This is a genomic window from Mesorhizobium sp. WSM4832, from assembly GCF_055811115.1.
Window position 1 is genome coordinate 64,072 of the sequence record NZ_JBVVQH010000017.1, and the last position, 26,720, is coordinate 90,791.

The window sequence follows — 26,720 nt, forward strand, 5'->3', positions numbered from 1 at the left end:
TTGGGAGAAGCGCCGTTCCGGTCTCGATACACTTGAAGCGACGCATGTCTCGTCCCCCTAACGGGGGACCACTTTTGGGCGACACGCAGTGGTTTCATGTGGACAATGGCAATTTGCCATCACGCGATTGATTAATCCAACGAATGTTTTTAATCTGTAGCATCAACATCAATGATAGGTTGGACCGATGAAAGCGCCGCTCGACCTCGATCAGTTGCAGACCTTCATCTCAATCGCCGACACCGGCAGCTTCACCCGCGCGGCCGAGGAGGTGCACCGGACGCAGTCGGCGGTGTCGATGCAGATGCGGCGGCTGGAGGAGCGGATCGGCAAGCAACTGTTCGAAAAGGACGGCCGCACCAACAAGCTGACCGAGGAGGGCGACAGGCTGCTTTCCTATGCGAGACGGCTGATCTACCTCAATCGCGAGACCCTAGCCGCCTTCGACGACCAGCGCCTCGAAGGCACGATCCGCATCGGCACGCCGGACGACTACGCCGACCGCTTCCTGCCCGAAATCATGGCGCGCTTCTCGCGCTCCAACCCGCGCGTCGAGCTGACAGTGGTCTGCGAGCCGACACCCGGCCTGGTCGAGCATATCAAGCGCGGCAATCTCGATTTGGCGCTGGTGACGCATAACGACACGCGCGGCCAGTCGGAAGTGGTGCGGCGCGAGCCGCTTTTGTGGGTCACCTCGGCAAACCACGCCACGCATGAGCAGGAAATCCTGCCGATGGCTTTCGGCCGGCCGAACTGCATCTGGCGGCGCGCCGCGGTCGATGTGCTCGACCGGCAAAAACGCGACTACCGCATCCTGTTTTCGAGCTTTTCGGCCACCGTCATCACAGCCGCCGTGCTTTCGGGCCTCGCCATCTCCGTGTTGCCGGAATGCGCGCTCAGGCCCGGCATGCGCGTGCTTGGCGAAGCCGACGGCTTCGGCCAGTTGCCGGATTGCCGCATCGGCATCATGCGTGGCCAGACCTCGCAGCCGGAGATCGTCGATGCTTTAGCCCGCCACATCGCCGAAAGCCTCGACAACATTTCCGTGCCGGTCAGCGAAGAGGCGGGAAGCTTCGACTTCGCCGCGCTCGCCTTCGCCAAGATGAAGCGGGGCAAGGCAAACCAGATCATGCCTGGCTGGTAGCCCGAAGCAATTCCAGGAAAAGTGTGTAGCGGTTTTCCGTCAGGAATTGCGTCAAAACAAAGAGATAGAGCGGTTCGCCGTTTCCGTGAAATGGCAAACCGCTCTATGCGCGAACGGCGGAACGTTCCTCGGCGTACGAAACACCCGGCAACGCAAGCAACTGGCCGGGCTCCAGCGGTGGCGACAGCAGATAGCCTTGCAGCTGGTGGCAGCCCATGCCGACCAGCAGGGCCTTCTGTCCATCGGTCTCGACACCTTCGGCGGTCACCTCCACCTTCAGCGCCAGCGCGAGCTCGATCAGCGTCTTGACTATTGCACAGGCGCTTTCGTCCTCATCGAGTAGGCACACGAAAGAGCGGTCGATCTTCAACTTGTCGATCGACTGGCGGCGCAGGTAGCTGAGCGAGGAATAGCCGGTGCCGAAATCGTCGAGCACGATGCGGACGCCGGACTGGCGTAGCGTGGCGATCACCGTGCCGATCGTGTCGTTGTGCTCGAGCAGCACGCCTTCGGTCGTCTCGAGCTGCAGGCGGGACGGATCAAGCCCGGTTTCGCTCAGGATCGCGGCGACCTGCCCGGCAAAGCCGATATCGCGCAATTGCATCGGCGAGATGTTTACCGCTATCCAGGGCAATTCAGTCATGACGGCGAAGCGGCAGGCCTCGCTCAGGGCCCATCTGCCGAGTTCGCCAATGAGGCCGCGCTCTTCGGCGATGGCGATGAACTGCGCCGCCGGCAGCGCGCCATGCACCTCGTGCCCCCAGCGAATCAGCGCTTCGGCACCGAGAATCCTGCGGCCGTCGGCGGCGAAAACCGGCTGATAGGCGAGCTTAATGCCGCCATCGCCGTCCAGTGCCTTGCGCAGTTCCGCCTCGACCTTGCGCTTGCGCAACAGCAGATCGTCCATGTCTCCGGCGAACACCTGGTAGCGGCCGCGGCCGTTCTTCTTGGCCTCGTAAAGCGCGATGTCGGCCTTGCGCAGCAGGTCGTCCGCATCGGTGTCCGATCCGGACGACAGCGCAATGCCGATGCTGGCGCTGACAAAAACCTGGTCGTCGATGAGCTTGAAGGGCTCGCGCAATTTCTGTTGCAATCGGTCGGCGATATCCTCCGCGCTGCCGACGTCGCGGACATCGAGCAGGATGACGGCGAACTCGTCGCCTCCGAGGCGTGCCACGGTATCGACTTCACGGATCGTGTGCCTGAGCCGCGCCGCCGTCTGACGGACCAGCTCGTCGCCGGCCGGATGGCCGAGCGTGTCGTTGACATGCTTGAAGCGGTCGAGATCGAGGTAAAGCAGCGCCACGCGCGTTGCGTCCTGGCTGGCGAACAGCAAAGTGCGCCGCAAGCGATCCTCGAACAGCGCCCGGTTGGGCAGGCCGGTGAGCATGTCATGGAAGGCGAGATATTGCGCCTGGTCCTGGCTGGTCTGCAGCGCGGCCGAGGCGCGACGCAACCTGCGCAACAGGAACACCAGGACGCCGCCCGCCATGAGCAGCGCGATCGCCAAAACCGGAGCGACCTTGCGCACCAAGGTAAGGCCGGGCCGCTGCTGGTCCCAGCCGATATAGCCGAGAATGACGCCGCGCGAATCGACCAGTGGTATGACGGCCGGGCCAGCCGGCTGCGACAGCGGCACCAGGCGCGCGCCCTCGAGCAGATACTTGCCGGCGATCTTGCCGATGACCGCGTCGTTGATGAATTCGACCGACACATGCAGATATTCGGTGCCCGGCGCCTGGGTGACCCTGTCCGAGCTCGGCACCAGTGGCGCGACGCTGAGGATTGCCGGCTTGCCGTCGAGCGACACCAGATCCTCGGCGACCATCTTGACCGGCTGGCTGGAGGCGTCGGCCTTCGGCGGCCCGGCCAGCATGTGGCGCAGCTTCTCGATGGCCGGCTGCAGTTCGGGCTCATCCTCGCCGAAGGTTGACGCCTCGACGACCTTGCCTTCCCGCATGGCGTGGATGGCATGGTTGGCGGCGTCGAGAATATAGACCCGGTCGTGTCCGTAGTAGGTGTACATCCAGGTGCTGAGGTTTTCTTCGATCCAGGTCTGATTGCCCGCCCTCACATTGGTTACGGAATCATCCCAGACGGTCACGCTTTCCTGCTCGCGCTGGACGGTGGCAATCTGGTCCTTCAGGCCATCGGCAATGAAAATCTTCTGCCGTTCGAGCGAGGCATTGTCGGCTTGGTCGGCGGCGTAGAAGCCGAAGCCGACAACGATGGCCAGCGCGAAGGCGGCAAGCGTCAGCACGGTCAGCGTGACCTGACGCGTCAGCGGGCTGCTGTTGTGGCGTGCGCTCATAACGTCCCTGGCCGGCTCTCCTGGCGCCAGTCAAAGCAAAACGGGCTTAAGATCGCGTTATGATATTGGCAAGGTTTCTCCATGCTTGACGCGAGCCGATAAGCGTTCCCCAATCGCCTGATGAACGAAATAGCAGGCGAATCACGCAGCAACGCTACCGAATACACGGTGAGCGAGATTTCCGGCGCGCTGAAGCGCACTGTCGAGGACGCCTTCGGCAATGTGCGGGTGCGCGGCGAGATTTCCGGCTATCGCGGACCGCATTCCTCCGGCCACGCCTATTTCGCGCTGAAGGACGACCGCGCGCGGATCGACGCCGTGGTCTGGAAGACCACCATGGCGCGGCTGAAATTCCGCCCCGAGGAAGGCATGGAGGTGATCGCCAGCGGCAAGCTGACGACCTATCCCGGCAAATCAAACTACCAGATCGTCATCGACAATCTCGAGCCGGCCGGCGCCGGCGCGCTGATGGCGCTGCTGGAAGAGCGCAAGCGCCGGCTACAGGCCGAAGGCCTGTTCGATGCCGGCCGCAAGCGGCGGCTGCCGTTCATGCCTCGCGTCATCGGCGTCGTCACCTCGCCGACCGGCTCGGTGATCCGCGACATCATCCATCGCATCAAGGACCGGTTTCCGCTCCATGTGCTGGTCTGGCCGGTCAGGGTCCAGGGCGAGACGACAGCCCGGGAGGTGACCGCGGCGGTCAACGGCTTCAACGCACTGACCTGGGAAGGTCCCATCCCCCAGCCCGACGTTTTGATCGTGGCGCGCGGCGGCGGCAGCCTCGAAGACCTCTGGGGTTTCAACGACGAAGGGCTGGCGCGAGCAGTGGCGGCCTCGGGCATCCCCGTGATCTCCGCTGTCGGCCACGAGACCGACACGACGCTGATCGATTTCGTCGCCGACATGCGCGCGCCGACGCCGACGGGTGCAGCCGAGATCGCCGTGCCGGTCAGGGCGGACCTGGAGGCCACCTTGGCGAGCCTTGGCGCGCGGCTCAACGCCTGCGCCTCGCGGCATCTGGAGCGCAAGCGCCAGGCGGTGCGCGCCGCGGCGCGCGCGCTGCCCTCGCCCGATCAGTTGCTGGCGCTGCCGCGCCGCCGTTTCGACGACGCGACCAGCCGCCTCGCCCGCGGGCTGACGGTGAATATCGAGCGCAAGCGGGCAACGCTGGAGCGGCAAAGGCTGACGCCGGCGACACTGTCGCGGCGCCTCAATGAAGCGCGCACGCTGACTGGCCGCGATATTGCCCGGGCGCGAGCCGCGTTCTTCGCCATCGTGCGCGAACGGCGGGCGCGTTTCAAACGCACGGCGGCAAGGCTGTCGCCGGCGCCGATCGTCCGGCGCCAGAAGCAGCAGACCGACACGCTGATAGGACTGTCGCGCAGGCAGGACCAGGCGATGGCGCGGCAGCTGGACCGGCTGCGCGCGGCTCTCACCCAGGCAGACCGGCTGCTTTCCACGCTGTCGCACAAAGCAGTGCTGGCGCGGGGCTTCGCGCTGGTCAAGGACGCCGACGGCGCCGTCATCAAGCGCGTCGCGGAGCTGGCGCCGGGCGCCGCGCTGCAGCTGGAATTCGCCGACGGCAATGCCGAGGCCATCGCCACCAGCGGCGGCGCGCGGCCGAAACTGGCCACCAAGCCGGCGTCGAAGGCCAAGGAGCCTGGCAACCAGGGTTCGTTGTTCTGAGGATTCGATGAGCAGCCACGATCCGCATCTTCATACGCCCTCGGGCAAGCCGCGCCTGCGCGCCTTCGGCATCGGCCTCGACGGCACGCCCGGCCGCTTCAACGCCATCACCGATGTTCCGGGGGTTTCGGTCGGTTATGCGACGCTGATTTCCGGCGACGGTCCGCTGCGGGTCGGCACCGGTCCGGTGCGCACCGGCGTCACCGCGATCCTGCCGAGGCCGATCGCGGATCTCGCGACGCCGGTGTTCGCCGGCGTTTTCAGCCAGAACGGCAATGGCGAGTTGACCGGCACGCATATCATCGAGGAAACCGGCGCCTTCAATTTCCCGGTCACCATCACCAACACGCATTCCTGCGGCGTGACCCGCGACGGCACGCTGCGCTGGATGAACCAGGTGTTGCCCGCCGCGCTCGACAGCGCCTGGGGGTTGCCGGTGGCAGCCGAGACCTATGACGGCTTCCTCAACGACATCAACGGCCATCATGTCGGCTTCGACCATGTCGCCGCCGCGCTTGACGGGGCGACGAGCGGCGCCATCGAGGAAGGCAGCGTCGGCGGCGGCACGGGCATGATCACCTTCGGCTTCAAGGCGGGATCCGGCACCGCCTCGCGCCTCGTCGAATGGCGGGACAAACGCTACACGCTCGGCGTCTTCGTGCAGGCGAATTTCGGCAAGAGGCACAATTTCACCATTCGCGGCCGCCGCGTCGGTCCCGATCTGGTCGAGCCAGCCATCCGTGAGGCCACGCCCCGTGCCGAAAAAGGCTCGATCATCGCCATCGTCGCCACCGATGCACCGTTCCTGCCGCATCAGATGAAGCGGCTCGCACGGCGCGTGCCGCTCGGCATCGCCATGACCGGCGGCTATGGCTACCACAGTTCGGGCGATATCTTTCTGGCATTCTCGACTGCCAATCCGGAGGCGGCGCTTGCGGCTTCGGGCAATATCGGACGCGCGGAGTTCATCCCGGACGTCGACATCGATCTGTTCTTCGACGCGGTCGTGCAAGGTGTCGAGGAGGCGATCCTCAATGCATTGATCGCCAATGAGGATATGACGGGCCGCGACGGCAATTTCGTGCCGGCGCTGCCGAAGGCATGGCTGAAGGAGACGTTCGGCTAAGGATACCAAACCCTGCCGGCTTGTGCCGGGTTGGCGTTTTTACTCCGCCGGCTTGCCCGGCGCCGATTCGCTGGTGCTCTCTTCGGCGGCTTCCTCGAGACGCGATGCGATCAGCTCCTGGATATCGCCGACCTCTTCCTGGATGTCCTCCAGGAGAATGCCGGCCTCGGCGGCCTTGGCGCAGCACTCCTTGGCGAGGGTCTCAGCCTGCTCGATCTTGATCGGCGAATGCTGGCATTGGACTTTCTCGCCAATCCATCCGCGCAAGAACTCGATCGCATGTTCACTCATACTGCTTCTTCCCTAGCGGCAAAGCCGATTGGTAGCCATGAACGTCCGCATCCCCACAAAGGATGCATGCCCCATTCGAGCCGAGTCGGCCTCGACCGGCAAGACATCTTGCCGGTGGGACAAGATATCTTGCCCATGGTCCGCACAGCCGAAGGAATGGAAGGGTTCAAGGTGCACGTTCAGATCATTGAGAATGATGGTACCGTTGGCTGGGATCGAACCAGCGACCTCCGGATCCACAATCCGGCGCTCTAACCATCTGAGCTACAACGGCATGCCTGCCTGAGCTAGATCGAGGTGAAAGCTTCATTCTCCGTGATCCGCTCTGTCGTTCGGCGATGCGTCAAATACGGGCTATCGGACTCTAATTCAAGGGCCTTGATAAGGTAAAGGATTGGTTTCCTCATCCGCCTTTCGTCAAGGCAAAAGAAAAGGCCGGCGGGAGGAGGTGCCGGCCTTTTCCTGTTACGAGCCAGCGGGAGGAGGTGCTGGCTGGTCACCCCGGAAACGGAGGGAGGAGGTTCCATTCCCGGGTATCTGGTTGCTCAACCTATCGCACGATCATTTGTCTGACGAAATGCGACATTTTGATGCAGCGCACAATTGTGCGCGAAAATTAGGCGGCCTTGGCATCCTTCATCGCCTTCTCGAAGGCGCTCTTGACCGGCTTGGAGACATCCTCGACCGCCTTGGTGGCAACGGTCTGGAACTCCTTGGCCTGCTCGACGACCATTTCGACGCGCTTGCGCATGAAGGAGGTCTGCAGCTCGACGACTTCCGAAAGGGTCTTGGCGCCGACCAGGGCCTCGAGGTGCGAGAAGCTAGCCTCGGCATTGGCGCGCAGCGCGGCGATCGCCTTGAGCGAAACGTCGCTGGAAACGGTCTTGGCGGTCTCGTAGGTCGACTCCAGAACCTTCTGGGTCTCCTCGGCGCCGGTCTTCAGCTTGGCATAGGCTTCCTTCGACTGCTCGACGCCCTTCTCGGCGAAGGCGCGGATCTGGTCGGTGGCCTTGGAAGCGTCGAAGCTCGGGAATTCGACGTTTTCGATGGTCTCGGCGGTCTTGGCAGTGGTCTTGGACATTTTCCAACCTTTCGGGATAGCGGCTTTGACAGAAAGCCGTCTCGTTCATGTATGATGGCAATATAAAGGATTTTTTGTGCGTTGCAATATTTTTGTTGCACTGCACCATAAAATCTTCCCCCGCGTCAGCCATATGGCCATTAACCAAGAGCCCAGAGATTTCGACCATTGCAAGCCAGGGCTTGTGGACCTTCGGGCCGCGGGCTTTTATTAACAAAGTGTTAACTGAAATGCCCGCTCCGGAGGGTTGGCCAGCGCATGCCGCCTGAAAACTACTCCTTCCTCGACGTCGCCGTCCTCGACGCGGTGCGCCAGCGCTTTGCCGCCGGCGACGCTTTGGCCATATTGTCGGCCGACCTCGAACAGGTGATCTGGGCGAACGGCCCCGGGGCATCGGTGTTCGGCTACCCGGATATCGAGGCCATTATCGGCGCCTCGGCGCGGCTGCCGCTGGTTGCCCGGCGGCAGATCATGGCGACCAGCGGCTTTCCCGACATCGGCAGCGACCGCGCCATCACGGTGAGACTGGCCACCGGCATGGTGAGCCGCGCCGTCGGTTTCCTGGCCAGCGCCGTGACGATGCCGGACGGCGAGAGGGCAATCATGCTGGCGTTGCCGGCGGCGCAGACAAGCTCGCGCAGCGCCGGCGAAATCGCCAGCCGCGCCATCGGCGGTTTCACCGAGGCAGGGCATTTCATCGCCTTCGTCGACGCGCAAGGCGATGTCGAGGCGGCCTCGGACGGCTTTGCGACGCTCGGCATCGAGCGGCGGACACTGGCTGCCCTGGTTGCGGATGTGGCAAGCAGCGGCGACCGCATCGTCAAGCGACTTGTGCCGGGTACCAAAACCTCCTACCCGGCGGGTTTTGCGCGGCTCACCGACACGCGCCATCTGCTGGTGGTAATCGATGAGGACCAACTCGACGACGACCAAGGCTACCAGCCCGACGGTGAGCAGGTTGCGGCGCCGGAGACCGTTGCGGCCAGACCGTCGGGTGAAAGCCCGGCCGTCGAGCCCGGGTCCCAGCCTTTCCAGGACAACAGTCCCGCGCCGGCCTTGGCGGCTGGCGAACAGGTTGAACCGGTCCCGGAGGCTCCTGAAGGCGGTGCACAGCCTGATGCGGAAAACCGGGCCGGGACCGACCAGGAGCCTACCCGAGGCAAGCATCAAGCGAGCGCCACCGGGTCCAGCCAACAAGCCGCGGAAGCCGGCGCCGGCCAGCACGACCATTGGTACTTCAACGCCGGCGACGACGATGCCAGGCAAGCTCAACCGGTAGCGCCGGCAAAGGATGAGCCGAAGGCAGCGGTCGCAGCCGAGGGCCTGCGGCAGGATGCCGGCAAACCCGTCGCGCCGGCGCGGCCGGCTGCGCCCCGCGACATCGACCGATCCGCGCCGCCACTGCGCTTCGTCTGGCGCACCGACGCCGAAGGCAAGTTCAGCGCGCTATCGCCCGAATTTGCCGATATCGTCGGCCAGCCTGCCGCCGATGTGATCGGCCGCCGCTTCAAGGACGTCGCCAACACTTTCGGCCTCGATGCCTCGGGCGAGATCGCCGGTCTGCTCGAACGGCGCGACACCTGGTCCGGCCGCTCGGTGCTGTGGCCGGTGGCTGGAACCGGCCTGAAGATCCCGGTCGACCTCGCGGCGCTGCCCGTCTATGGCCGCAGCCGCGCCTTCGAGGGCTTTCGTGGTTTCGGCGTTGCGCGCAGCGCCGATGCCGTAATCGATCCCGAAGCGCTTGGCATGGCTCTGGTGCCGAATGCCGCACCAACCGCGGTCGCCCCCGGCGGGGCGGAGCCGTCCGTCGAGCAGCCGGCAGCGGAGCAGACGTCACCCGAACAGACAAAGCCCGAAGACCCCTTCCAGGGTGAAGTGCCGGCATTGGCCATAGAGCCGAAGCCGGAGCGGCGCTTCGCCGACAAGGTGATAAGGCTGGCCGAGCATCGCCAGCCGGCCAACGACAAGCAGCCGGGAAGCGACACGCCAGCAAATCAGAGGGGTTTGTCGATCCTCGAGCGCAGCGCCTTCCGCGAGATCGGCGAGCGGCTGCGCAGGGACAGTTCCATCCCTGCCGAGCCAGGCGCCCCCGAAGCCGGCAAGCAGCCCGACGCGGCTGGTGCCGGCAAGGCAACGGCGAACGAGCCGGCCAGCGAAACCAAGGCCGAGGCAAACCAGCCGCTTCCGCTTGACGCGGCCGAGCAAGACAGTTCCGCACAGGATGCGACCCTGTCGTCCACGCCGGAAGTCTCGGAAACTGCTGACGCGAAGGCCGATGCGCAGGCCGCGGAGGCGCAGACCGAGGCTGAAGACCAGGAAGACCTGGCGCGGCTCGACGGCATCGATGAAGCCGCCGAGACGAGCGACACCGGCAAGGACGAGACGACGGCCGTTTCCGGCTCGCTGCTCGACTATGCCGATGGCGAGAAATCCACGGAGGAAGCCGGCGTCGAACCTGTTTCCGAGGACGAGCAAGAAGAGGGCGCCCGACAGACAGCCGAGCATGCTGACGCGGAGCCGCGGCAGCCGGCCGCCGGACAGTCGGCTCCCGATGCGACGGCCGACGGCGACAGCATGACCGCCGACGATTTCCGTGATGCGCAAGACAATGAGGATTGGGCCGGCTCCGATGCCGCCGCCTCAGAAGAACGGCCGAAAGAAGCGGCAGCGCCGGCGCGACCGCGCCTCGAAGTGCCGCCGCTCAAGCTCGCAGGCTTTTTGCCGTCCGCTTTTTCGACCGGAGAAGAAGCCAAGGCGCCCGATACATCCATCCTCGCCAGGCTGCCGGTGCCGCTGCTCATCCATTCGGGCGACATGCTGCATTATGCCAATGACGCCTTCCTCGAACTCACCGGCTACGATGCGTTGGACGACCTCGCGGATGCGGGTGGCCTGGGCGCGCTGTTTGCCGATCCTTACGCGGAGGACACCGCCGCGGACGAAAGCGACCGCTCGCTAAAGCTCAAGACCCGCCAGGCTCAGGAATTTCCGATCGACGCGCTGCTGCGGTCCGTGCCGTGGCGCGGCGGCAAGGCGCTGATGCTGGTGGTGCGGCGCTCGGGCGAGGATGATGCGGCGCATTTCACCGCCGCGAATGACGAGCCAGCGCTCCAGCCGGACGTGCCGGAATTGAAGTCGCGCATTGCCGAGATGCGCACCATCATCGACACCGCTACCGACGGGGTCGTGCTGATCGGCCGCGACGGCAACATCCGCTCGATCAGCCGCCCGGCGGAAGCCCTGTTTGGTTTCGACAGCGACGAGGTCGCCGGCAAGCCCTTTGCCTCGCTGTTCGCCATCGAAAGCCAGCGCGCGGCGCGTGACTATCTCGCGGGCCTTTCGGAGCCGGGTGTGGCGAGCGTGCTCAATGACGGCCGCGAGGTCATCGGCCGTGAGGCGCAGGGGCGCTTCATTCCGCTGTTCATGACCATCGGCAGCCTCCCCAACGACAGCGGCTTCTGTGCCGTCGTGCGCGACATCACCCAGTGGAAACGGGCCGAGGAAGACCTCACCCAGGCCCGCGCCGTGGCCGAGCGCGCCTCCTCGCAGAAGACGGACTTTCTCGCCCGCATCAGCCATGAGATCCGCACCCCGCTCAACGCCATCATCGGTTTTTCCGAACTGATGGTGGATGAGAAGTTCGGCCCGGTCGCCAACGACCGCTATCGCGACTATCTGCGCGACATCAACCGTTCCGGCAATCACGTGCTCGATCTCGTCAACGACCTGCTCGACATCTCCAAGATCGAGGCCGGCCAGCAGGAGATGGATTACGAAGCGGTGTCGCTCAACGATACGCTGGCCGAGACGGTGGCGATGATGCAGCCGCAGGCCAATCGCGAGCGCGTCATCATCCGCTCCAGCTTCGCCTCGCGGCTGCCGGAAGTGGTGGCGGATTTGAGAAGCGTGCGCCAGATAGCTCTCAACATCCTGTCCAACGCGATCCGCTACACCCAGGCCGGCGGCCAGGTGATCGTCTCGACCGCTTACGAGACCTCCGGCGATGTCGTCATGCGCGTGCGCGATACCGGGATCGGCATGACCCCTGCCGAGATCGAGCAGGCGCTGAAACCGTTCAAGCAGATCAACGCGCTCAAGCGCGGACGCGGCGACGGCACCGGCCTCGGCCTGCCGCTCACCAAGGCGATGGTGGAGGCGAACCGCGCCCGTTTCACCATCACTTCCACGCCGGGCGAAGGAACCCTGGTCGAGGTCGGCTTTCCCTCCACCCGCGTGCTCGCCGAATAACATTGCACGGAACTGCGGCGGCCAAGAAAAAAGGCGTCCAAGAGGACGCCTTGAGAAATGGGATGCTGTCACAACGGGGGCTTGAGCTGAACCTCAGGGGACGAGGAACGGGATTTCTCCCTCAAGTTACTCGCGACTATCGGGGTCGTCCCTTAACAAGTCCTTACCGGGCCGCGAAAAAATTTACGAATGTGTACCACCCATGAAATCTAGGTAAATTCGCCGGATAGATTTCGTTAACCATGCCGAGGTGTCAGGTCGCGAGCTGCGCCAGGTCGCGAAACAGCTCCAGCGCCTCGGGATTGGCAAGCGCCTCCTTGTTCTTGACGGCGCGGCCGTGGACCACGTCGCGCACCGCGAGCTCGGTGATCTTGCCGGACTTGGTGCGTGGGATGTCGGTAACGGCGACGATCCTGGCCGGCACATGGCGCGGGCTGGCGCCGGTGCGGATCTTGGCGCGGATGCGCTTTTCCAGATCCTCGTCAAGCGTCACGCAGGCGGCCAGCCGCACGAACAGCACGACGCGCACGTCGTTGTCGAAATCCTGGCCGATGCAGAGCGCCTCGAGGATTTCCGGCATCTGCTCGACCTGGTTGTAGATCTCGGCCGTGCCGATCCTCACGCCGCCCGGATTGAGCGTTGCATCCGAGCGGCCATGGATGATCATGCCGCTATGCGCCGTCCATTCGGCGAAGTCGCCATGGCACCAGACATTGTCGAAACGCTCGAAATAGGCCGCGTGATACTTCTTGCCTTCGGGGTCGTTCCAGAAGCCGATCGGCATCGACGGGAAGGCTTTCGTGCAGACAAGCTCGCCCTTCTCCTGCCGGATCGGCTTGCCGTCGTCGTCCCAGACATCGACCGCCAGGCCAAGGCCTGGCCCTTGGATCTCGCCGCTCCAGACCGGCTCTGTCGGCACGCCGAGCACGAAGCAGGAGACGATGTCGGTGCCGCCGGAGATGGAGGCCAGGTGCACGTCCTTCTTGATGCCTTCATAGACGAAGCGAAAATCCTCCGGCGACAAAGGCGAGCCGGTGGAGGAGATGGTGCGCACGCTCGACAGATCGTGGCTCGCGATCGGCTTCAGCCCGGCCTTGCGGACAGAATCGATGAACTTGGCCGAGGTGCCGAAATAGGTCATCTGCTCGGCGTCGGCGAAATCGAACAGAACATTGCCGTCGGGATAGAAAGGCGAGCCGTCATAAAGCAGCAGCGCCGCGCCCGAGGCGAGGCCCGAGACCAGCCAGTTCCACATCATCCAGCCGCAGGTGGTGAAATAGAACAGGCGATCGCCGTCGAGCAGGCCGGCATGCAGCCGGTGCTCCTTGACGTGCTGGACCAGCGTGCCGCCGGCCGAATGCACGATGCATTTCGGGACCCCGGTCGTGCCCGAGGAGAACAGGATGTAGAGCGGATGCGCGAACGGCAGCCGCTCGAAGCTGACTGTCTTGGCGGCGAAGGGCGAGAGCGCCTCTTCGAGCGCGGCTGCCTTGTCGATGGTGGCGGCGACATCCGCCGAGGTGCCGAGATAGTCGACGACCAGCACCTTGCGCAGGGTGGCGAGCTTCACTGCCACCGCGCGGACCTTGTCGGCGACCTCGATCGCCTTGCCGTTATACCAATAGCCGTCCGGCGCGATGAAGACGACCGGCTCGATCTGGCCGAAACGGTCGAGCACGCCCTGCTCGCCGAAATCGGGAGAGCATGACGACCAGACCGCGCCGATAGAAGCGGCGGCCAGCATCGCGGCGATGGCTTCGGGCATGTTGGGCATCATGGCGGCGATGCGGTCGCCGGCCTTGACACCGAGCGACAGGAAGAGCTGCTGCAGCCGCGACGTCAACGCATGGAGCTCGTTCCAGGACAGCCGGCGCTCGACCTTGTCCTCGCCGCGAAAGACGATGGCCTCGCCGCTGCCGGTCTTCTTCAAAAGGTTCTCGGCGAAATTCAGCGACGCGTCGGGGAAGAACGATGCGCCGGGCATCTTGTCGCCGTCGACCAAGGCGCGCTCACCCTTGTCGCCAGCAAGATTGCAAAAATCCCAGACCAGGCTCCAGAAGGCTTCGCGATCCTCGATCGACCAGCGGTGAAGCTCGGCATAGCCGGCGAATGCCAGCCCGGCCTTTGCTTCCGCGGCTTTCGCGAACGCAGTTATAGGGGCCGCGTCGATCCGCTCCTGCGTCGGGGTCCACAAAGGCGTATCGGCGGCCATGATCGCTCCTCCCAAAGCGCGTCGCGCTTGAGCCAGTAAAGCGCAGCATCGCAAATGCCATCGTCCCAAAAACGGCGCGCAACCGCGGACCGGTATCGTGCAAACCGCTTATGCATATTGCAGCGCAGCAGAGCAAGATTTTGTTCGTCCGGTTCATGATGGGCACTGCGCAAATGCCATCGCAAGGCCATAAAGACTTGAAAAGCGTCGGCGCTCGGTTACACCCGTCGGGCGATTTGTCGGCAATGAAAGCATACGGGGCGAAATGCCATCATCTTTGATCCGGCGCGGGGTGTGGGCGATCGGCGTTGCCGTGCTCGTCATCGCACTCGCGGTCGCGGCACTCCCGCTGATTGCCTCGACGCGCATCGTGCGCGACCGCATCGCCTGGGAATTGAGTGCCTGGAGCGGCTTCAGGGTGACGATCGACGGCTCGCCGCGCATCGAGGTCTGGCCGAAGTTCCGGGCCATCCTCAGCGACGTGACGCTGTCGCAATGGACCGAGACCGATGCGCCGCCGGTGGTCGAAGCCGATCGTGTCGAAGTCGATCTCTCGGCCATGGCCGCCTTGCAGGGCGACGTCCAATTCTCGACCGCAAGGCTGGTGCGGCCGACGATCAGGGTGCAGCGCATGGCGAACGGCTTCTATCTGCCGCCGCTTCCGACGGGGGGCCGCATCACGCGCTCGATCGATACCGCGCGCGGCGTGGTCACCGCCAACCCGCAGAAGCCCGATCTCGGCCGACTGCCCTCCGATCCGTTCGGCACCGTCGAGTTCCGCGATGGCCGCGTCGTGACTACGGCTGACGGCAAGGACACCGAAATCCTGAGCAGCCTGAGCGGCCAGGTGAACTGGGAAGCGATGAACAGCGAGGCATCGCTGACCGCGACCGGGATCTGGCGCGGTGAAAGCATGCAGCTCGATTTCTCCTCGGCGAACCCGCTGGTGCTGTTTGCCGGGGGAGCAGCACCCGTCACCCTCTCCTTCAAGGCCGCGCCCGCGACATTCTCCTTCGACGGAACGGCTTCGATGTCGGACAATGCCTATCTGGACGGCCAGGCAAAGTTCGCCGCGCCGTCGCTGCGGCGCGTGCTGGAATGGTCGCAGACCGGCCTTGCGCCAGGTGCTGCGATCGGTGCCGTCTCGGTCGCCAGCAAGGTGAACGCCTCGGCGGGGCGCGCGAAGTTCGAGAACACCACCGTCACGCTCAACAACAATCCGGGCATGGGAGCGCTGGACTTCTCCTTCGCCGAAGGGCGCCCGGTGATCGCCGGCACGCTCGCCTTCGATACGCTCGACCTCAGATCTTTCCTGTCGGCCTTCACGCCCGTCGCGCCAACCAGCGAGGCCGGCCCCGGTGACATCGACACCAGTTTCGCCGACCGCATAAACCTCGACCTCAGGCTGTCGGCAGCGCACGCCATGGCGGGACCGGTCCAGCTCGCCGACATCGCGGCGACCGCCCAGGTCAAGAACGGTCTTGCCGTGTTCGATATATCCGATGCATCCGCTTTCGGCGGCACCATCCAGAGCAGCCTCCGCTTCGACCGCAAGCCGGAAGGCACGCAGGTCGAGATGCGGCTCTTGGCGTCGGATGTGGATACGGGAGCCTTTGCCACGGCGGCGGGAATGACGCGGCTGGTGCCGGTCGGCACCGGGACGGTATCGGTCATCCTCAAGGGGCCGGGCAAGGCCTGGAACTCGATCTTCGAGAATGCCGACGGATCGTTCTCAGCGACTTTCGGGCCGGGCACACTCAACGGACTCGACCTGCCGGCCTTTCTCAAGCGCAACCAGCAAGGCGGCTTCTTCGCACTCGACGACGTCGCCAATGGTTCGCTGCCGATCGACGGCGCCGAGATCAAGGCAAGCATCTCGAAGGGCGTGGCGCGCCTGGACAAGGCCGAGATCAATTCGCAGAAATACACGATCTGGCTGTCCGGCATCGCCTCCTATGCCGGACGCGGGCTGGCATTGTCGGGTGGGGTCGTACCCAACGGGCAGCCGGCGCAGCAGCCCCAGGCCAACGGCCAGGCGGCGAGTCCGGCTGCCGCGCCGCCTGGCCAGTCGCTGTTCTTCGTCGGCGGCAACTGGAGCGCGCCGTTCGTATCGCCGATCGCTCCCGGCGTTTCAGGCCAGTAAAGGCGGAGGCGTAAAAGCAAAGCGCCCCCGCCCTCTGGCTCAACCGCGCTGCGCGGCCCGCTCGTCGAGCTGGCGCTGGATCTCGCGGCGTTTGTTGGCGATCGAGGCGATGATGACGCCGACCGCTACGACCGCGATCAGGATGGTGCAGGCGGCGTTGATTTCCGGCGTCACGCCGAGGCGCACCTGGCTGTAGATCTTCATCGGCAGCGTGGTGGCGCCGGGACCCGAGGTGAAGCTGGCGATGACCAGATCGTCCAGCGAGAGCGTGAAGGCCAGCATCCAACCGGAGATGATCGCCGGCAGGATGACCGGTAAGGTGATCTGGAAGAAGGTCTTCACCGGCGGCGCGCCGAGATCCATCGCCGCCTCCTCTAGCGAGCGGTCGAACGTAACAAGGCGCGACTGCACGACGACGGCGACGAAGCACATGGTGAAGGTGATGTGGGCGAGCGTCACCGTGAAGAAGCCGCGGTCGAGCCCGATGGCGACGAAGAGCAGCAGCAGCGAGAGGCCTGTGATGACTTCCGGCATGACCAGCGGCGCGAAGACCATGCCCGAGAAAAGCAAACGCCCCCTGAAGCGCGTGTAGCGCGTGAGCGTGATGGCGCCGAGCGTACCGAGCACGGTTGCCACCGTGGCCGAGATGACGCCGACGCGTGCCGTCACCCAGGTGGCGTCCATCAGGCCCTGGTTGTGGAACAGCGACACGTACCATTTGGTCGAGAAGCCGCCCCAGACGGTGACGAGCTTCGATTCGTTGAAGGAAAAGACGATCAGAAGCACAATCGGCAGGTAGAGAAACGCAAAGCCCAGCACGATCGAGGTGATGTTGAAACGGCTCCAGGTCGCGTTCATTTGCCCTGCTCCTGTGCGCGCGCCTGAGCCTGCTGGAAGAACATGATCGGAATGGTCAGCACCAAAAGCAGGATCACTGCCACCGCCGACGAGACCGGCCAGTCGCGGTTGGAGAAGAATTCGTTCCAGAGCGTCTTGCCGATCATCAGCGTCTGCGAGCCGCCAAGGAGATCGGGGATGACGAACTCGCCCACGGCCGGAATGAACACCAGCAGGCAGCCGGCGACGACGCCAGGCAGCGACAACGGGAAGGTGATCTTCCAGAAGGCGCCAGCCGGCGGACAGCCGAGATCCTGCGCGGCCTCGACCAGCGAGTAGTCCATCTTCTCAAGCGAGGAATAGAGCGGCAGCACCATGAAGGGCAGGTAGGAATAGACGATGCCGATGAAGATCGCCGTGTAGGTGTTGAGGATGACCAGCGGCTGGCTGATCAGGCCGGTGGCGAGCAGAACCTGATTGAGCAGCCCCTCGGGCTTCAGGATGCCGATCCAGGCATAGACGCGGATCAGGAACGAGGTCCAGAACGGCAGGATCACCAGCATCAGCAAGGTCGGGCGGATCGTCGCCGGTGCGCGCGCCATGCCATAGGCGATCGGATAGCCGACGATCAGCGTGAGTATCGTCGAGATCCCAGCGATGATCAGGCTGGTCACATAGGCGTTGAAATAGAGCGCGTCCTGGGTGAGCCAGGTGTAATTGTCGAAGTTGAGCTCGCGAAACCCAGTGAAAAATCCCGAGATGCCATCGGTGAAATCGAGCACCGGCGTATAGGGCGGCATCGCGATCGCCGTCTGCGACAGCGAAATCTTGAAGACGATGATGAAGGGGACGAGGAAGAAGAACAGCAGCCAGAGATAGGGGACGACGATGACGAGGCGGTCGACGAAGCCCTTCGCCAGCCGCGTCGGCAGCGTGGCGGCGGTAGCGGTCGATGGAGCGGCGGTCGCTGCGATGTTGGCCATGTCCGCCTCCTACCTTGTCAGCACGACGCCGGCGTCGGGCCGGAAAGAAACCCAGGCGCGGTCGTTCCAGGTCAGCGGGTCCTCGGTGACGCGCGAGGCGTTCAAGGCGCTTGCCCGCACCATCTGCCCGTCGTCGAGCTTGATATGATAGACGGTCATGTCGCCGAGATAGGCGACGTCATAGACCTCGCCCTCAAGCGCATTGACGGCATCGGCCGGCTTTTTCGAAGAGACCCTGATCTTTTCCGGCCGGATCGCAAAGACGATCTCGGCGCCATTGGCGGCATCGCCGCCATTGTCGACGACGATCTGAGCGCCGGTCGTGCCGGTGATGCGCGTCGTGCTTGCCGAACGCTCCGCGACCTTGCCTTCGAACAGGTTCACATTGCCGACGAAATGCGCCACGAAACGCGAGGTCGGGGCCTCGTAGACTTCGGCAGGCGTCGCCACCTGCATCACCTCGCCCTTGTCCATGATGGCGATGCGGTCGGCCATGGTCATGGCTTCTTCCTGGTCGTGGGTGACGACGACGAAGGTGAGGCCGAGTTGCTGCTGCAGGTCCATCAACTCGAACTGCGTCTCCTCGCGCAGCTTCTTGTCGAGCGCGCCGAGCGGCTCGTCGAGCAGCAGAACCTTGGGCCGCTTGGCGACCGAGCGAGCGAGCGCCACGCGCTGGCGCTGGCCTCCCGAGAGCTGATGCGGCTTGCGCTTGGCGAACTGCTCGAGCTTGACCAGCTTCAGCATCTCGGCGACGCGCCTTGCGATATCGGCTCCCGGCATGCCTTCCTGCTTGAGGCCGAAGGCGATGTTTTTCTCTACCGTCATATGCGGGAACAGCGCGTAGGACTGGAACATCATGTTGACCGGCCGCTTGTAGGGCGGAATGCCGCGCAGGTCCTGCCCGTCGAGCAGGATGCGGCCCGCGGACGGCTCCTCGAAGCCGGCGAGCATCCTGAGCAGGGTCGACTTCCCGCAGCCCGAAGCGCCGAGCAGAGCGAAGAATTCGCGCTCGAAGATGGTCAGCGACAGGTTGTTGACGGCGGTGAACTCACCGAACTTCTTGGTGACCTTGTCGAACTGGATATATGGCTTGGCGTTCGGGTCGTTCCATGGCGCGAAATCCCTGCGGATGCTGCCAAGCGATTTCATGATCCCCACTCCGTTATTTTTTTAGCTCCCAAAAGAAAGCGACCCCGGCAGTTGGCTGCCGGGGTCGGGTCTCAATGCTTACTGGCCGGTGACGATCTTGGTCCAGGTGCGCGTGATGAGGCGCTGTGTCTTGGGATCGTATGGCGCAACGGTATACAGCTTCTTCGTCGTCTCCTCGTCGGGATAGACCGAAGGATCTTCCAGGATGGCCTTGTCGATGAACTGCTGCGAAGCCTTGTTGCCGTTGGCGTAGAGCACGTAGTTCGACGACTTGGCGATGACTTCGGGCGTCATCATGTAGTTGATGAACTCGAGCGCGTCGGCGGTATGCGGCGCGTCGGCGGGGATCGCCATCTGATCGAACCACATCTGGGCGCCTTCCTTCGGCACCGAATAGCCGATCTCGACGCCCTGCTTGGCTTCCTCGGCGCGGTTGCGCGCCTGGAAGACGTCGCCCGACCAGCCGATCGCCAGGCAGATATCGCCGTTGGCCAACGCGTTGATGTATTCGGACGAATGGAACTTGCGGATATACGGCCGGACCTTCAGCAACGCTTCCTGGGCCTTGGAAATGTCATCCGGCGAGGTGCTGTTGGGATCGAGGCCGAGATATTTCAGCGTCGCCGGAATGATGTCGGCGGGAGAATCCAGCACATAGACGCCGCAATCCTTCAGCTTGGCCAGCTTGTCCGGATTGAAGAACACGTCCCAGCTGTCGACCTTGTCGGTGCCGAGCGCGGCCTGCACCTTCTTGACGTTGTAGCCGAGGCCGACCGTGCCCCACATGTAGTTGACCGAATATTCATTGCCTGGATCGTATTTGGCGGTGCGCTCGGAAATGACGTCCCACATATTGGAGAGGTTCGGCAGCTTCGACTTGTCGAGCTTCTGGAACACGCCTGCCTGGATCTGGCGCGCCAGGAAGTTGGCGGTCGGCACGACGACATCATAGCCGCTGCCGCCGGCAAGCAGCTTGGTCTCCAGGATCTCGTTGGAATCGAAGGTGTCGTAGACGACCTTGATGCCGGTCTTCTTGGTGAAGTCGTCGATGATCGAGCTGTCGATATAGTCCGACCAGTTGTAGACGTTGACGACGCGATCCTCGGCATGGCCGTTTATGGTGAAAAGCGTCAAGAATGCCGACGTCGCCGAAAGCCAGAGAGCTTTGCGGATCATGATGTTCTCCTTTGGTGAGTGTTCCCTCGCCGGCTCGTCGCGATATGGCGGGGCGGCGTTCGTTTCAGACTATTGAGCTTTCCGGAGAGCGACAAGCGTGCACGCCCGGCGGTGCGCGCGACCCTTGAGTGTGGGTTGCGATCCCTGCATCCCTTCCAGGGAGCTGTCCGGGTGGCGTCAGCGGCGCTTGCCGCGGCGTAAGCAGAACGATGACGATGTGGTCCGGCCCCGATGAGGCCGGCGGTGACACTTGGCAAGATACGCCTGTCTTGTTGTTGCCGTAATTGCAACCTGCCCGGCCGGCAACAGGGTTGTCAATGGGGAAGGCTGCGGATCGTCAATTGGGTGACGGCAGGCCGGTAACGCCTGGCCGCGCCGGCCGCGCCTGACGCTTGAACTCCAGGCCGATATGGACGAGCAGCGCCGTGACCACGACCGCGCCGCCGATGATGGTGCGCACCGACGGTACCTCGGAATGGACGAGCCAGACCCAGATCGGCCCGAGGATCGGTTCGAAGGTGCCGAGCAGTGCCGCGATCGCCGCAGGCACCAGCCGTGCGCCCATGGCGAAGAAGGCAAGGCCAATGCCGAGATTGACGACGCCGAAGGCGAAGAGAAAGCCCATGTCGCGCGCGGACACGGCAAATTCCGTGGCCTGCGAGGCGGCGAAAGCACCGGCAAGCAGCGCGCCAAGGCACGTGGCCGGCACCATGCGCACATGGGCGAAGCGCCGGGTGATCACGGTCGCGAACGAAAACATCACCGCGATCAGCAGCGCAAGGCCATCGCCGATCGGCGACACGGCCCCGCCCACGGACTCGGAGACCATGATGGCAACGCCGGTGATGACAGCGGCGATGGCGATCCAAGTGCCTTGGCTCACGCGTTCGCGAAAGAGCAGCCAGGCGAGCAGGGCGGCCAGGAGCGGCACGCCGGCTTGCATCAACAGGATGTTGGCGACCGTGGTATAGGCGAGCGCAACGATAAAGCTGGTCGAGGCGGTGGCGAAGCAGAAGGCGACGCCAAGGCCGGGCAGGCCCATATCGCGGAACAGTCTCAAGGTGCCGCGCCAGCCGTCGCGCCAGAGCATGAAGGTGACGAGGAAGGCCCCGGCCCAAAGCGAGCGCCAGAACACCATGGTCCAGCTGTCGCCGACATGGATGAAACGGGCGATGGTGCCGCCGAAACTCCACATTAGCGCCGAAAGAAAGACCAGGAGCATGCCGATCCGCTCCTCGCGCGGCGAGACGGTTGGCAAGGCTGCGCGGGGCGAGGCGGTATCGGTCATGGCGATGACTGTCAGCGAGTTGTTCGCGTTACGATGCACCAGGGACGACAAGACTGTGTCCCATCCGCGTAGCGCAAAGTAGAAATCCATGCGTGATCCAGCACTCGCTGAAATGTGGGACAAACCTCGCTACGGCTTTTACTTTGCCCATGTCTGGTCCCAACCGCTGCGCATTTTTGGGCGGAGGCGGTCAGCCCTGAAAATCGAAGGCGCTGAGGCCCGTCACCATCTCGTCGAGCCCGAGCGGGCGCGTCACCGGCGGTTCGGCGCGCGCCAGGCAGCCGGCGCGCTCGCAAAGCCGGCAGGCGGGGCCTACCGGCGTGGCGATGCCTTGCCCGGGCTTGCCGGCGGCTCCGGCCGGCAGCGCCGCGCCATAGACGATCTCGTCGCGGAATCCGATATCGCAGCCGAGCAGGAGCGCGGTGCGCCGCGGCCGCTCGGAGAAGGCACCTTGCGGGCCTTCCAGCGTGCGGGCAATGCAAAGGAACTCGGCGCCATCGGGCATCTCCACCGCCTCGACCAGGATCTGGCCCGGCTGCGAGAAGGCCGCATGGACGGGAAGCTTGGGGCAGCCGCCGCCGAAGCGGCTCTGCGGATAGCCCTGGCTGCCGGCCTTGCGGAAGCGGTTGCCGGCATTGTCGACTTCCAGCATGAAGAACGGCACGCCCGATGCGCCCTGCCGCTGCAGCATGGTCAGGCGGTTGGCCGCCTGTTCGAAGGAGACGCCGAAGCGGGAACGCAGGACGTCGATGTCGTAGCGGGCGCGCAGGGCGGCGGCATGGAAGGCCTGATAGGGCATCATCAGCGCGTGCGCGGCATAGCGGCCGAGCTCGAAGCGGGCGAGCCGGCGCGCCTCGTCGGTGCCGAGCTTCAGCGCCTGTATCTCGCCGGCGACGGCCACCGACATGCGCATGAGGCTCGCCTCCATGGCGACCTCGCGCAGCTGGTCGAAAGGCGACAGCCGCTCGGACAGGAACAGACGCTGCGAATGGCGGTCATAGCGGCGGCGCCAGTTGGGCATGGTGGCGACCGGCAGCACCTTGACGACGATGCCGTGCTCGCGCCTCAGCCAGGCCTTCAGCGCGCCGAACAGATCGTCGCCGGGATCGAGGACCGATGTGAAAGCCTCCGCCTCCTCCTCCAGCGAAGCAAAGTGGTTTGGCCGGCGCTCGAACACTTCGTGGATTTCATCGGCAGGCAGGCGGGTGCCGGACAGCGCGGTTGCCCTGCCCTCCTGTGCCAGAAGCTGATTGAGGTCGGACAGGCGCTCAGCCTGCTCGCGGTAGGCGCGAAAGAGTTTCACCATCGCCGCCGAAGCGTTCGGCGCTGTCTCGGCGAGGTCGATCAGTTCCTGATCGCCAGGCAGCTCGCCGGCAAGAAGCGGATCGCTGAACGCTTCGCGCAAGGCCGCGATCGAGCCTTTCGTCTCTCCCTGCAATTCATGCGGATCGACCTTGTAGACGGAGGCCAGCTTGAGAATGAGCTGCACCGTCAGCGGCCGCTGGTTGCGCTCGATGAGGTTGAGATAGGATGGCGAGATGCCCAGCCCTTCGGCCATCGCCGTCTGGGTCAGGCCCCTGGCGTTGCGCAGCCGGCGCAGCCGCGGCCCGGCGAAGATCTTCTGGTCGGCCATCCCTTGCCATCCTTGACAAGAATTTACATGAACATTGCGCCTAGCGCCCGCTACGACATTTTTACAATCGTGACAAGTTTACAGAGAAGACCTGTCAATGACAACACAGCTTTTCCTTTATTTTTGGCACCAATCGACGGTTTTCCTGGGTGTCTTTCGCGCCGCAATGTAAATGATGTCATACATCGCCGGCGCAAAGCGTGCCTTTGCGATGTAGCGATGAAGCAGTTTCCAAGCGACCCGGAGTGACCAATGACTGATTTTTACAACCTCGTCCCGTCGGCGCCGGAAGGCCGTTTCGATGGCATCGAGCGGCCCTACTCGCCAGAGGATGTGAAGCGGCTGCGCGGCTCCGTGCAAATTCGCCAGACATTGGCCGAGATGGGAGCGAACCGGCTGTGGAAGCTCATCCACGAGGAGGACTTCGTCAACGCGCTCGGCGCGATGTCCGGCAACCAGGCCATGCAGCAGGTTCGGGCTGGGCTGAAGGCGATTTATCTCTCGGGCTGGCAGGTGGCCGCCGACGCCAACACCGCGTCGGCCATGTATCCGGACCAGTCGCTTTACCCGGCCAATGCGGCGCCGGAACTGGTCAAGCGCATCAATCGTACCTTGCAGCGCGCCGACCAGATCGAGACGTCCGAAGGCAACAGGCTTTCGGTCGAGACCTGGTTCGCGCCGATCGTCGCCGATGCCGAAGCCGGTTTCGGCGGTCCGCTCAACGCCTTCGAGATCATGAAGGCCTTCATCGAGGCTGGCGCCGCCGGCGTCCACTATGAGGACCAGCTGGCGTCCGAAAAGAAGTGCGGCCATCTCGGCGGCAAGGTGCTGATCCCGACCGCGGCGCATATCCGCAACCTCAACGCTGCCCGCCTCGCGGCCGACGTCATGGGCACGCCGACACTGGTCGTGGCCCGCACCGACGCGGAAGCGGCGAAGCTTTTGACCTCCGATATCGATGAGCGCGACCGGCCTTTCGTCGACTATGACGCCGGCCGCACGGTCGAGGGCTTCTACAATGTGAGGAACGGCATCGAGCCTTGCATCGCGCGTGCCGTGGCCTATGCGCCGCACGCCGACCTGATCTGGTGCGAGACCTCGAAGCCGGATCTGGCGCAGGCAAGGAAGTTCGCCGAGGGCGTGCACAAGCACCATCCGGGCAAGCTGCTCGCCTATAATTGCTCGCCGTCCTTCAACTGGAAGAAGAACCTCGACGACGCGACGATCGCGATGTTCCAGAAGGAGCTGGGCGCGATGGGCTACAAGTTCCAATTCATCACGCTCGCCGGCTTCCACCAGTTGAACTTCGGCATGTTCGAGCTGGCGCGCGGCTACAGGGACCGCCAGATGACCGCCTATTCGGAGCTGCAGGAGGCCGAGTTCGCGGCCGAGGCCCGCGGCTATACCGCGACCAAGCACCAGCGCGAGGTCGGCACCGGCTATTTCGACGCCGTGTCGATGGCGATCACCGGCGGCCGGTCTTCGACCACCGCCATGCATGAATCGACCGAGCACGCCCAGTTCAGGCCGGCGGCCGAGTGACAGATAACAACCAGAGGAAACGCCCGCAGGGCATCTACATCGAGGAGAAGACCAATGGCATCGATAAGCCGCGTCAAGGAAAGGGCAGAAGAACAATCGAGCGCGATGAGCGTCGACCAGCAGGCGACGATCCGCATGCTCGCCAACGATCTGCACAGGCTCAACCAGTCGGTCATGAAGGCAGTCGAGGCCGGTGTCTCGGTGGAGCTGGTGCGCTCGGCGAGGCACCATGGCGGCGACGGCAACTGGGGTGACCTTTTGATCCCGGTGATCGTTACCCAGCAGAACCCCACCTGACGTAACGTCAACAGTTTCGGCGATAGTCTCTCGCGCGCTATACGTTCGGGAGACTATCGCATTTTTTCGATTTGCCTTCATCGCTGGCAGACACGACTTGCGCCGATTCAAGAATTGCTTGCTATATTTTCGACTTCGACTGTTTCAGCTTGACTCCGGCCGCGATCTCACCCAATTGTGCCTCAGGTTTCAACCCTGCATTGAACCAGAGTGCCTGCCCGCCGATGTGTCCCGCCGACCGTGACGATCCCTCCGAAAAACATCCGAAACCGGCGACCCGCACTGGTGCGATGGCGGCGGACTTTTCCAAGGTTCTCGTCGTTGGAAAGTCGTCGATCAACCGGGTCGTGGTGTCGAAAATCGTCGAGAAGTCGGGACTGAAACCGATCTCGGAACCGCCCGAGACCGCCGAGAAGACCCTGACGGGGCATCTGCCCGGCGCCGTCATCCTGGACGGCGGTCCCGACAACAAAGACTGCGACCGGCTGATGTCCGCCATCGACGCGCTGCGCCGCGCCTCCGGCAAGCCGCTGCCCGCGGTGATCCTGCTCTCAACCATGAATGGCACGCCGGAGAGCCTTGGCCTGTCGAGCGTGGTCGATGCGGTGGTTGCCAAGCCGATCACCCCCGAGAGATTGCAACCGGTGGTCGATCGCCTGGTCGGGCGAGGCTAATGCATGTCGCCCAAAAGTGCGTAGCGGTTTTGGGGGAACGACATGCATCAAAACAAAGACCGAAAGCGCTTCGGCTGAATTCGTTTCAGCGCGACGCGCTTTAGGGCATAAGCGTCCTTATCGCGTTTTCAGTCGATCGCGGCGATGCGTTCGATCAACGCCGGCAGTTCGCTCAGGTCGGCGATCTGGCGGAAACGCGGCGCCGCGACCGGCGCCTCGGCATGCTCGGCCGCCCAGGTCAATTCATGCGGGACATAGATGCCCCAGCCGCCGGCATCGATGGCCGGGACGACATCCGACTTCAGCGAGTTGCCGACCATCACGCTCTTTTGCGGTCCGTCGCCGTGGCGGCTGAAGATGCGGGCATAGGTGGCGGCGCTCTTGTCGCTGACGATCTCGACGGCGTCGAAAAGCTCGCCAAGTCCCGATTGCGCCAGCTTGCGCTCCTGGTCCATGAGGTCACCCTTGGTGATCAGCACCAGGCGATAGGCGCCGGCGAGCTTCTCGACCGTCTCACGCGCATGCGGCAGCGGCTCGATCGGATGGCTGAGCATGTCGCGGCCGGCAGCCAGGATTTCGGCAATGGTCGAGGCCGGAACGCGGCCCTCGGTCACCTCGATCGCCGTCTCGATCATCGACAGCGTGAAGCTCTTTATGCCGAAGCCATAGAGGCCAAGATTGCGCTTTGCGGCTTTAAGCAAGTTTGCCGAAACCCGGCTTGCCTCGCCGTGCTCGGCAAGCATGGCGATGAAGCGCTGTTCGGTCATGCGGAAGAACTGCTCGTTCTGCCACAGCGTGTCGTCGGCATCGAAACCGATGGTGGTAAGAGCGGTCATTGCCACATCATCCTCCTCACTCGTGGTGTAGACGCGTTCGCCCGGCACTGCTAGCTAGAGATC

General features: G+C 64.0%; 19 protein-coding genes and 1 tRNA gene. 8 read left to right on the top strand and 12 right to left on the bottom strand.

From position 1 onward, the window contains the following. Positions 1-187: 187 nt before the first annotated feature. A complete protein-coding gene (locus tag AC0L2L_RS22945) occupies positions 188-1,144 on the top strand; it encodes a LysR substrate-binding domain-containing protein (protein WP_473581388.1) in 957 nt (318 codons plus the stop codon). Positions 1,145-1,247: 103 nt separating this feature from the next. Here AC0L2L_RS22945 and AC0L2L_RS22950 read toward each other — a convergent pair whose 3' ends face one another. Beyond that, a complete protein-coding gene (locus AC0L2L_RS22950) occupies positions 1,248-3,455 on the bottom strand; it encodes a bifunctional diguanylate cyclase/phosphodiesterase (RefSeq protein ID WP_473581390.1) in 2,208 nt (735 codons plus the stop codon). A gap of 120 nt (positions 3,456-3,575) precedes the next feature. Between AC0L2L_RS22950 and xseA the strand changes: the two genes are divergently transcribed. Both xseA and AC0L2L_RS22960 read left to right on the top strand, forming a co-directional pair. Then, on the top strand, positions 3,576-5,141 hold the full coding sequence (xseA, locus tag AC0L2L_RS22955) for an exodeoxyribonuclease VII large subunit (protein WP_473581392.1): 1,566 nt from the start codon (positions 3,576-3,578) through the stop codon (positions 5,139-5,141). 7 nt (positions 5,142-5,148) lie between these two features. After that, positions 5,149-6,267, top strand: a complete 1,119-nt coding sequence (locus AC0L2L_RS22960; protein WP_473581394.1) for a DmpA family aminopeptidase — start codon at positions 5,149-5,151, stop codon at positions 6,265-6,267. A gap of 39 nt (positions 6,268-6,306) precedes the next feature. On the opposite strand, the gene AC0L2L_RS22965 is transcribed toward AC0L2L_RS22960, so the two are convergent. The 3 genes from AC0L2L_RS22965 to AC0L2L_RS22975 all read right to left on the bottom strand — a co-directional run bounded on the left by AC0L2L_RS22965 (position 6,307) and on the right by AC0L2L_RS22975 (position 7,639). Next, the gene (locus AC0L2L_RS22965) at positions 6,307-6,558 is read right to left on the bottom strand and encodes a hypothetical protein (RefSeq protein ID WP_473581396.1); all 252 of its coding nucleotides are present in this window, start codon (positions 6,556-6,558) and stop codon (positions 6,307-6,309) included. 197 nt (positions 6,559-6,755) lie between these two features. Further along, a tRNA-His gene (locus tag AC0L2L_RS22970) sits at positions 6,756-6,832 on the bottom strand. 342 nt (positions 6,833-7,174) lie between these two features. Beyond that, positions 7,175-7,639 (bottom strand): phasin, encoded by a 465-nt coding sequence (locus AC0L2L_RS22975; RefSeq protein ID WP_473581397.1) that lies wholly within the window; start codon positions 7,637-7,639, stop codon positions 7,175-7,177. Positions 7,640-7,897: 258 nt separating this feature from the next. Between AC0L2L_RS22975 and AC0L2L_RS22980 the strand changes: the two genes are divergently transcribed. Beyond that, complete coding sequence (locus AC0L2L_RS22980; protein ID WP_473581399.1) at positions 7,898-11,887, top strand: PAS domain S-box protein; 3,990 nt, start codon at positions 7,898-7,900, stop codon at positions 11,885-11,887. A gap of 253 nt (positions 11,888-12,140) precedes the next feature. Here AC0L2L_RS22980 and AC0L2L_RS22985 read toward each other — a convergent pair whose 3' ends face one another. Then, positions 12,141-14,099 (bottom strand): acetoacetate--CoA ligase, encoded by a 1,959-nt coding sequence (locus tag AC0L2L_RS22985; RefSeq protein WP_473581401.1) that lies wholly within the window; start codon positions 14,097-14,099, stop codon positions 12,141-12,143. Positions 14,100-14,364: 265 nt separating this feature from the next. Between AC0L2L_RS22985 and AC0L2L_RS22990 the strand changes: the two genes are divergently transcribed. Then, on the top strand, positions 14,365-16,242 hold the full coding sequence (locus AC0L2L_RS22990) for an AsmA family protein (protein ID WP_473581402.1): 1,878 nt from the start codon (positions 14,365-14,367) through the stop codon (positions 16,240-16,242). 39 nt (positions 16,243-16,281) lie between these two features. Here AC0L2L_RS22990 and AC0L2L_RS22995 read toward each other — a convergent pair whose 3' ends face one another. The 6 genes from AC0L2L_RS22995 to AC0L2L_RS23020 all read right to left on the bottom strand — a co-directional run bounded on the left by AC0L2L_RS22995 (position 16,282) and on the right by AC0L2L_RS23020 (position 23,308). Further along, positions 16,282-17,100, bottom strand: a complete 819-nt coding sequence (locus AC0L2L_RS22995) for an ABC transporter permease (RefSeq protein WP_027168353.1) — start codon at positions 17,098-17,100, stop codon at positions 16,282-16,284. Beyond that, positions 17,097-18,062, bottom strand: coding sequence for an ABC transporter permease subunit (locus AC0L2L_RS23000; RefSeq protein ID WP_473581404.1), 966 nt, complete (start codon positions 18,060-18,062; stop codon positions 17,097-17,099). The genes AC0L2L_RS22995 and AC0L2L_RS23000 overlap by 4 nt, the downstream gene beginning before the upstream one ends. Before the next feature lie 9 nt (positions 18,063-18,071). Beyond that, the gene (locus tag AC0L2L_RS23005; RefSeq protein WP_473581405.1) at positions 18,072-19,211 is read right to left on the bottom strand and encodes an ABC transporter ATP-binding protein; all 1,140 of its coding nucleotides are present in this window, start codon (positions 19,209-19,211) and stop codon (positions 18,072-18,074) included. 78 nt (positions 19,212-19,289) lie between these two features. Beyond that, the gene (locus tag AC0L2L_RS23010; protein ID WP_027168356.1) at positions 19,290-20,387 is read right to left on the bottom strand and encodes a polyamine ABC transporter substrate-binding protein; all 1,098 of its coding nucleotides are present in this window, start codon (positions 20,385-20,387) and stop codon (positions 19,290-19,292) included. A 337-nt stretch (positions 20,388-20,724) separates the two neighbouring features. Next, positions 20,725-21,675 (bottom strand): DMT family transporter, encoded by a 951-nt coding sequence (locus AC0L2L_RS23015; protein ID WP_473581531.1) that lies wholly within the window; start codon positions 21,673-21,675, stop codon positions 20,725-20,727. 190 nt (positions 21,676-21,865) lie between these two features. Next, positions 21,866-23,308 (bottom strand): helix-turn-helix domain-containing protein, encoded by a 1,443-nt coding sequence (locus tag AC0L2L_RS23020; RefSeq protein ID WP_473581407.1) that lies wholly within the window; start codon positions 23,306-23,308, stop codon positions 21,866-21,868. A gap of 252 nt (positions 23,309-23,560) precedes the next feature. Between AC0L2L_RS23020 and aceA the strand changes: the two genes are divergently transcribed. The 3 genes from aceA (at position 23,561) to AC0L2L_RS23035 (ending at position 25,821) form a co-directional block, all read left to right on the top strand. Further along, a complete protein-coding gene (gene aceA, locus AC0L2L_RS23025) occupies positions 23,561-24,850 on the top strand; it encodes an isocitrate lyase (RefSeq protein ID WP_473581409.1) in 1,290 nt (429 codons plus the stop codon). Positions 24,851-24,904: 54 nt separating this feature from the next. Next, complete coding sequence (locus AC0L2L_RS23030) at positions 24,905-25,147, top strand: SMc00767 family acetate metabolism repressor (RefSeq protein WP_473581411.1); 243 nt, start codon at positions 24,905-24,907, stop codon at positions 25,145-25,147. Positions 25,148-25,437: 290 nt separating this feature from the next. Further along, positions 25,438-25,821, top strand: coding sequence for a DNA-binding transcriptional response regulator (locus AC0L2L_RS23035; RefSeq protein WP_084508228.1), 384 nt, complete (start codon positions 25,438-25,440; stop codon positions 25,819-25,821). Positions 25,822-25,949: 128 nt separating this feature from the next. Here the strand turns inward: AC0L2L_RS23035 and AC0L2L_RS23040 are convergent, their stop codons facing one another. Then, positions 25,950-26,657, bottom strand: coding sequence for an HAD family hydrolase (locus AC0L2L_RS23040; RefSeq protein ID WP_473581413.1), 708 nt, complete (start codon positions 26,655-26,657; stop codon positions 25,950-25,952). Positions 26,658-26,720 lie beyond the last annotated feature (63 nt).

Excerpts from the sequence above, each read along its gene's own strand:
- AC0L2L_RS22945 (WP_473581388.1), top strand. The coding sequence starts at position 188 with ATGAAAGCGCCGCTCGACCTCGATCAGTTGCAGACCTTCATCTCAATC.
- AC0L2L_RS22950 (WP_473581390.1), bottom strand. The coding sequence starts at position 3,455 with ATGAGCGCACGCCACAACAGCAGCCCGCTGACGCGTCAGGTCACGCTG.
- xseA (WP_473581392.1), top strand. The coding sequence starts at position 3,576 with ATGAACGAAATAGCAGGCGAATCACGCAGCAACGCTACCGAATACACG.
- AC0L2L_RS22960 (WP_473581394.1), top strand. The coding sequence starts at position 5,149 with ATGAGCAGCCACGATCCGCATCTTCATACGCCCTCGGGCAAGCCGCGC.
- AC0L2L_RS22965 (WP_473581396.1), bottom strand. The coding sequence starts at position 6,558 with ATGAGTGAACATGCGATCGAGTTCTTGCGCGGATGGATTGGCGAGAAA.
- AC0L2L_RS22975 (WP_473581397.1), bottom strand. The coding sequence starts at position 7,639 with ATGTCCAAGACCACTGCCAAGACCGCCGAGACCATCGAAAACGTCGAA.
- AC0L2L_RS22980 (WP_473581399.1), top strand. The coding sequence starts at position 7,898 with ATGCCGCCTGAAAACTACTCCTTCCTCGACGTCGCCGTCCTCGACGCG.
- AC0L2L_RS22985 (WP_473581401.1), bottom strand. The coding sequence starts at position 14,099 with ATGGCCGCCGATACGCCTTTGTGGACCCCGACGCAGGAGCGGATCGAC.
- AC0L2L_RS22990 (WP_473581402.1), top strand. The coding sequence starts at position 14,365 with ATGCCATCATCTTTGATCCGGCGCGGGGTGTGGGCGATCGGCGTTGCC.
- AC0L2L_RS22995 (WP_027168353.1), bottom strand. The coding sequence starts at position 17,100 with ATGAACGCGACCTGGAGCCGTTTCAACATCACCTCGATCGTGCTGGGC.
- AC0L2L_RS23000 (WP_473581404.1), bottom strand. The coding sequence starts at position 18,062 with ATGGCCAACATCGCAGCGACCGCCGCTCCATCGACCGCTACCGCCGCC.
- AC0L2L_RS23005 (WP_473581405.1), bottom strand. The coding sequence starts at position 19,211 with ATGAAATCGCTTGGCAGCATCCGCAGGGATTTCGCGCCATGGAACGAC.
- AC0L2L_RS23010 (WP_027168356.1), bottom strand. The coding sequence starts at position 20,387 with ATGATCCGCAAAGCTCTCTGGCTTTCGGCGACGTCGGCATTCTTGACG.
- AC0L2L_RS23015 (WP_473581531.1), bottom strand. The coding sequence starts at position 21,675 with ATGACCGATACCGCCTCGCCCCGCGCAGCCTTGCCAACCGTCTCGCCG.
- AC0L2L_RS23020 (WP_473581407.1), bottom strand. The coding sequence starts at position 23,308 with ATGGCCGACCAGAAGATCTTCGCCGGGCCGCGGCTGCGCCGGCTGCGC.
- aceA (WP_473581409.1), top strand. The coding sequence starts at position 23,561 with ATGACTGATTTTTACAACCTCGTCCCGTCGGCGCCGGAAGGCCGTTTC.
- AC0L2L_RS23030 (WP_473581411.1), top strand. The coding sequence starts at position 24,905 with ATGGCATCGATAAGCCGCGTCAAGGAAAGGGCAGAAGAACAATCGAGC.
- AC0L2L_RS23035 (WP_084508228.1), top strand. The coding sequence starts at position 25,438 with ATGGCGGCGGACTTTTCCAAGGTTCTCGTCGTTGGAAAGTCGTCGATC.
- AC0L2L_RS23040 (WP_473581413.1), bottom strand. The coding sequence starts at position 26,657 with ATGACCGCTCTTACCACCATCGGTTTCGATGCCGACGACACGCTGTGG.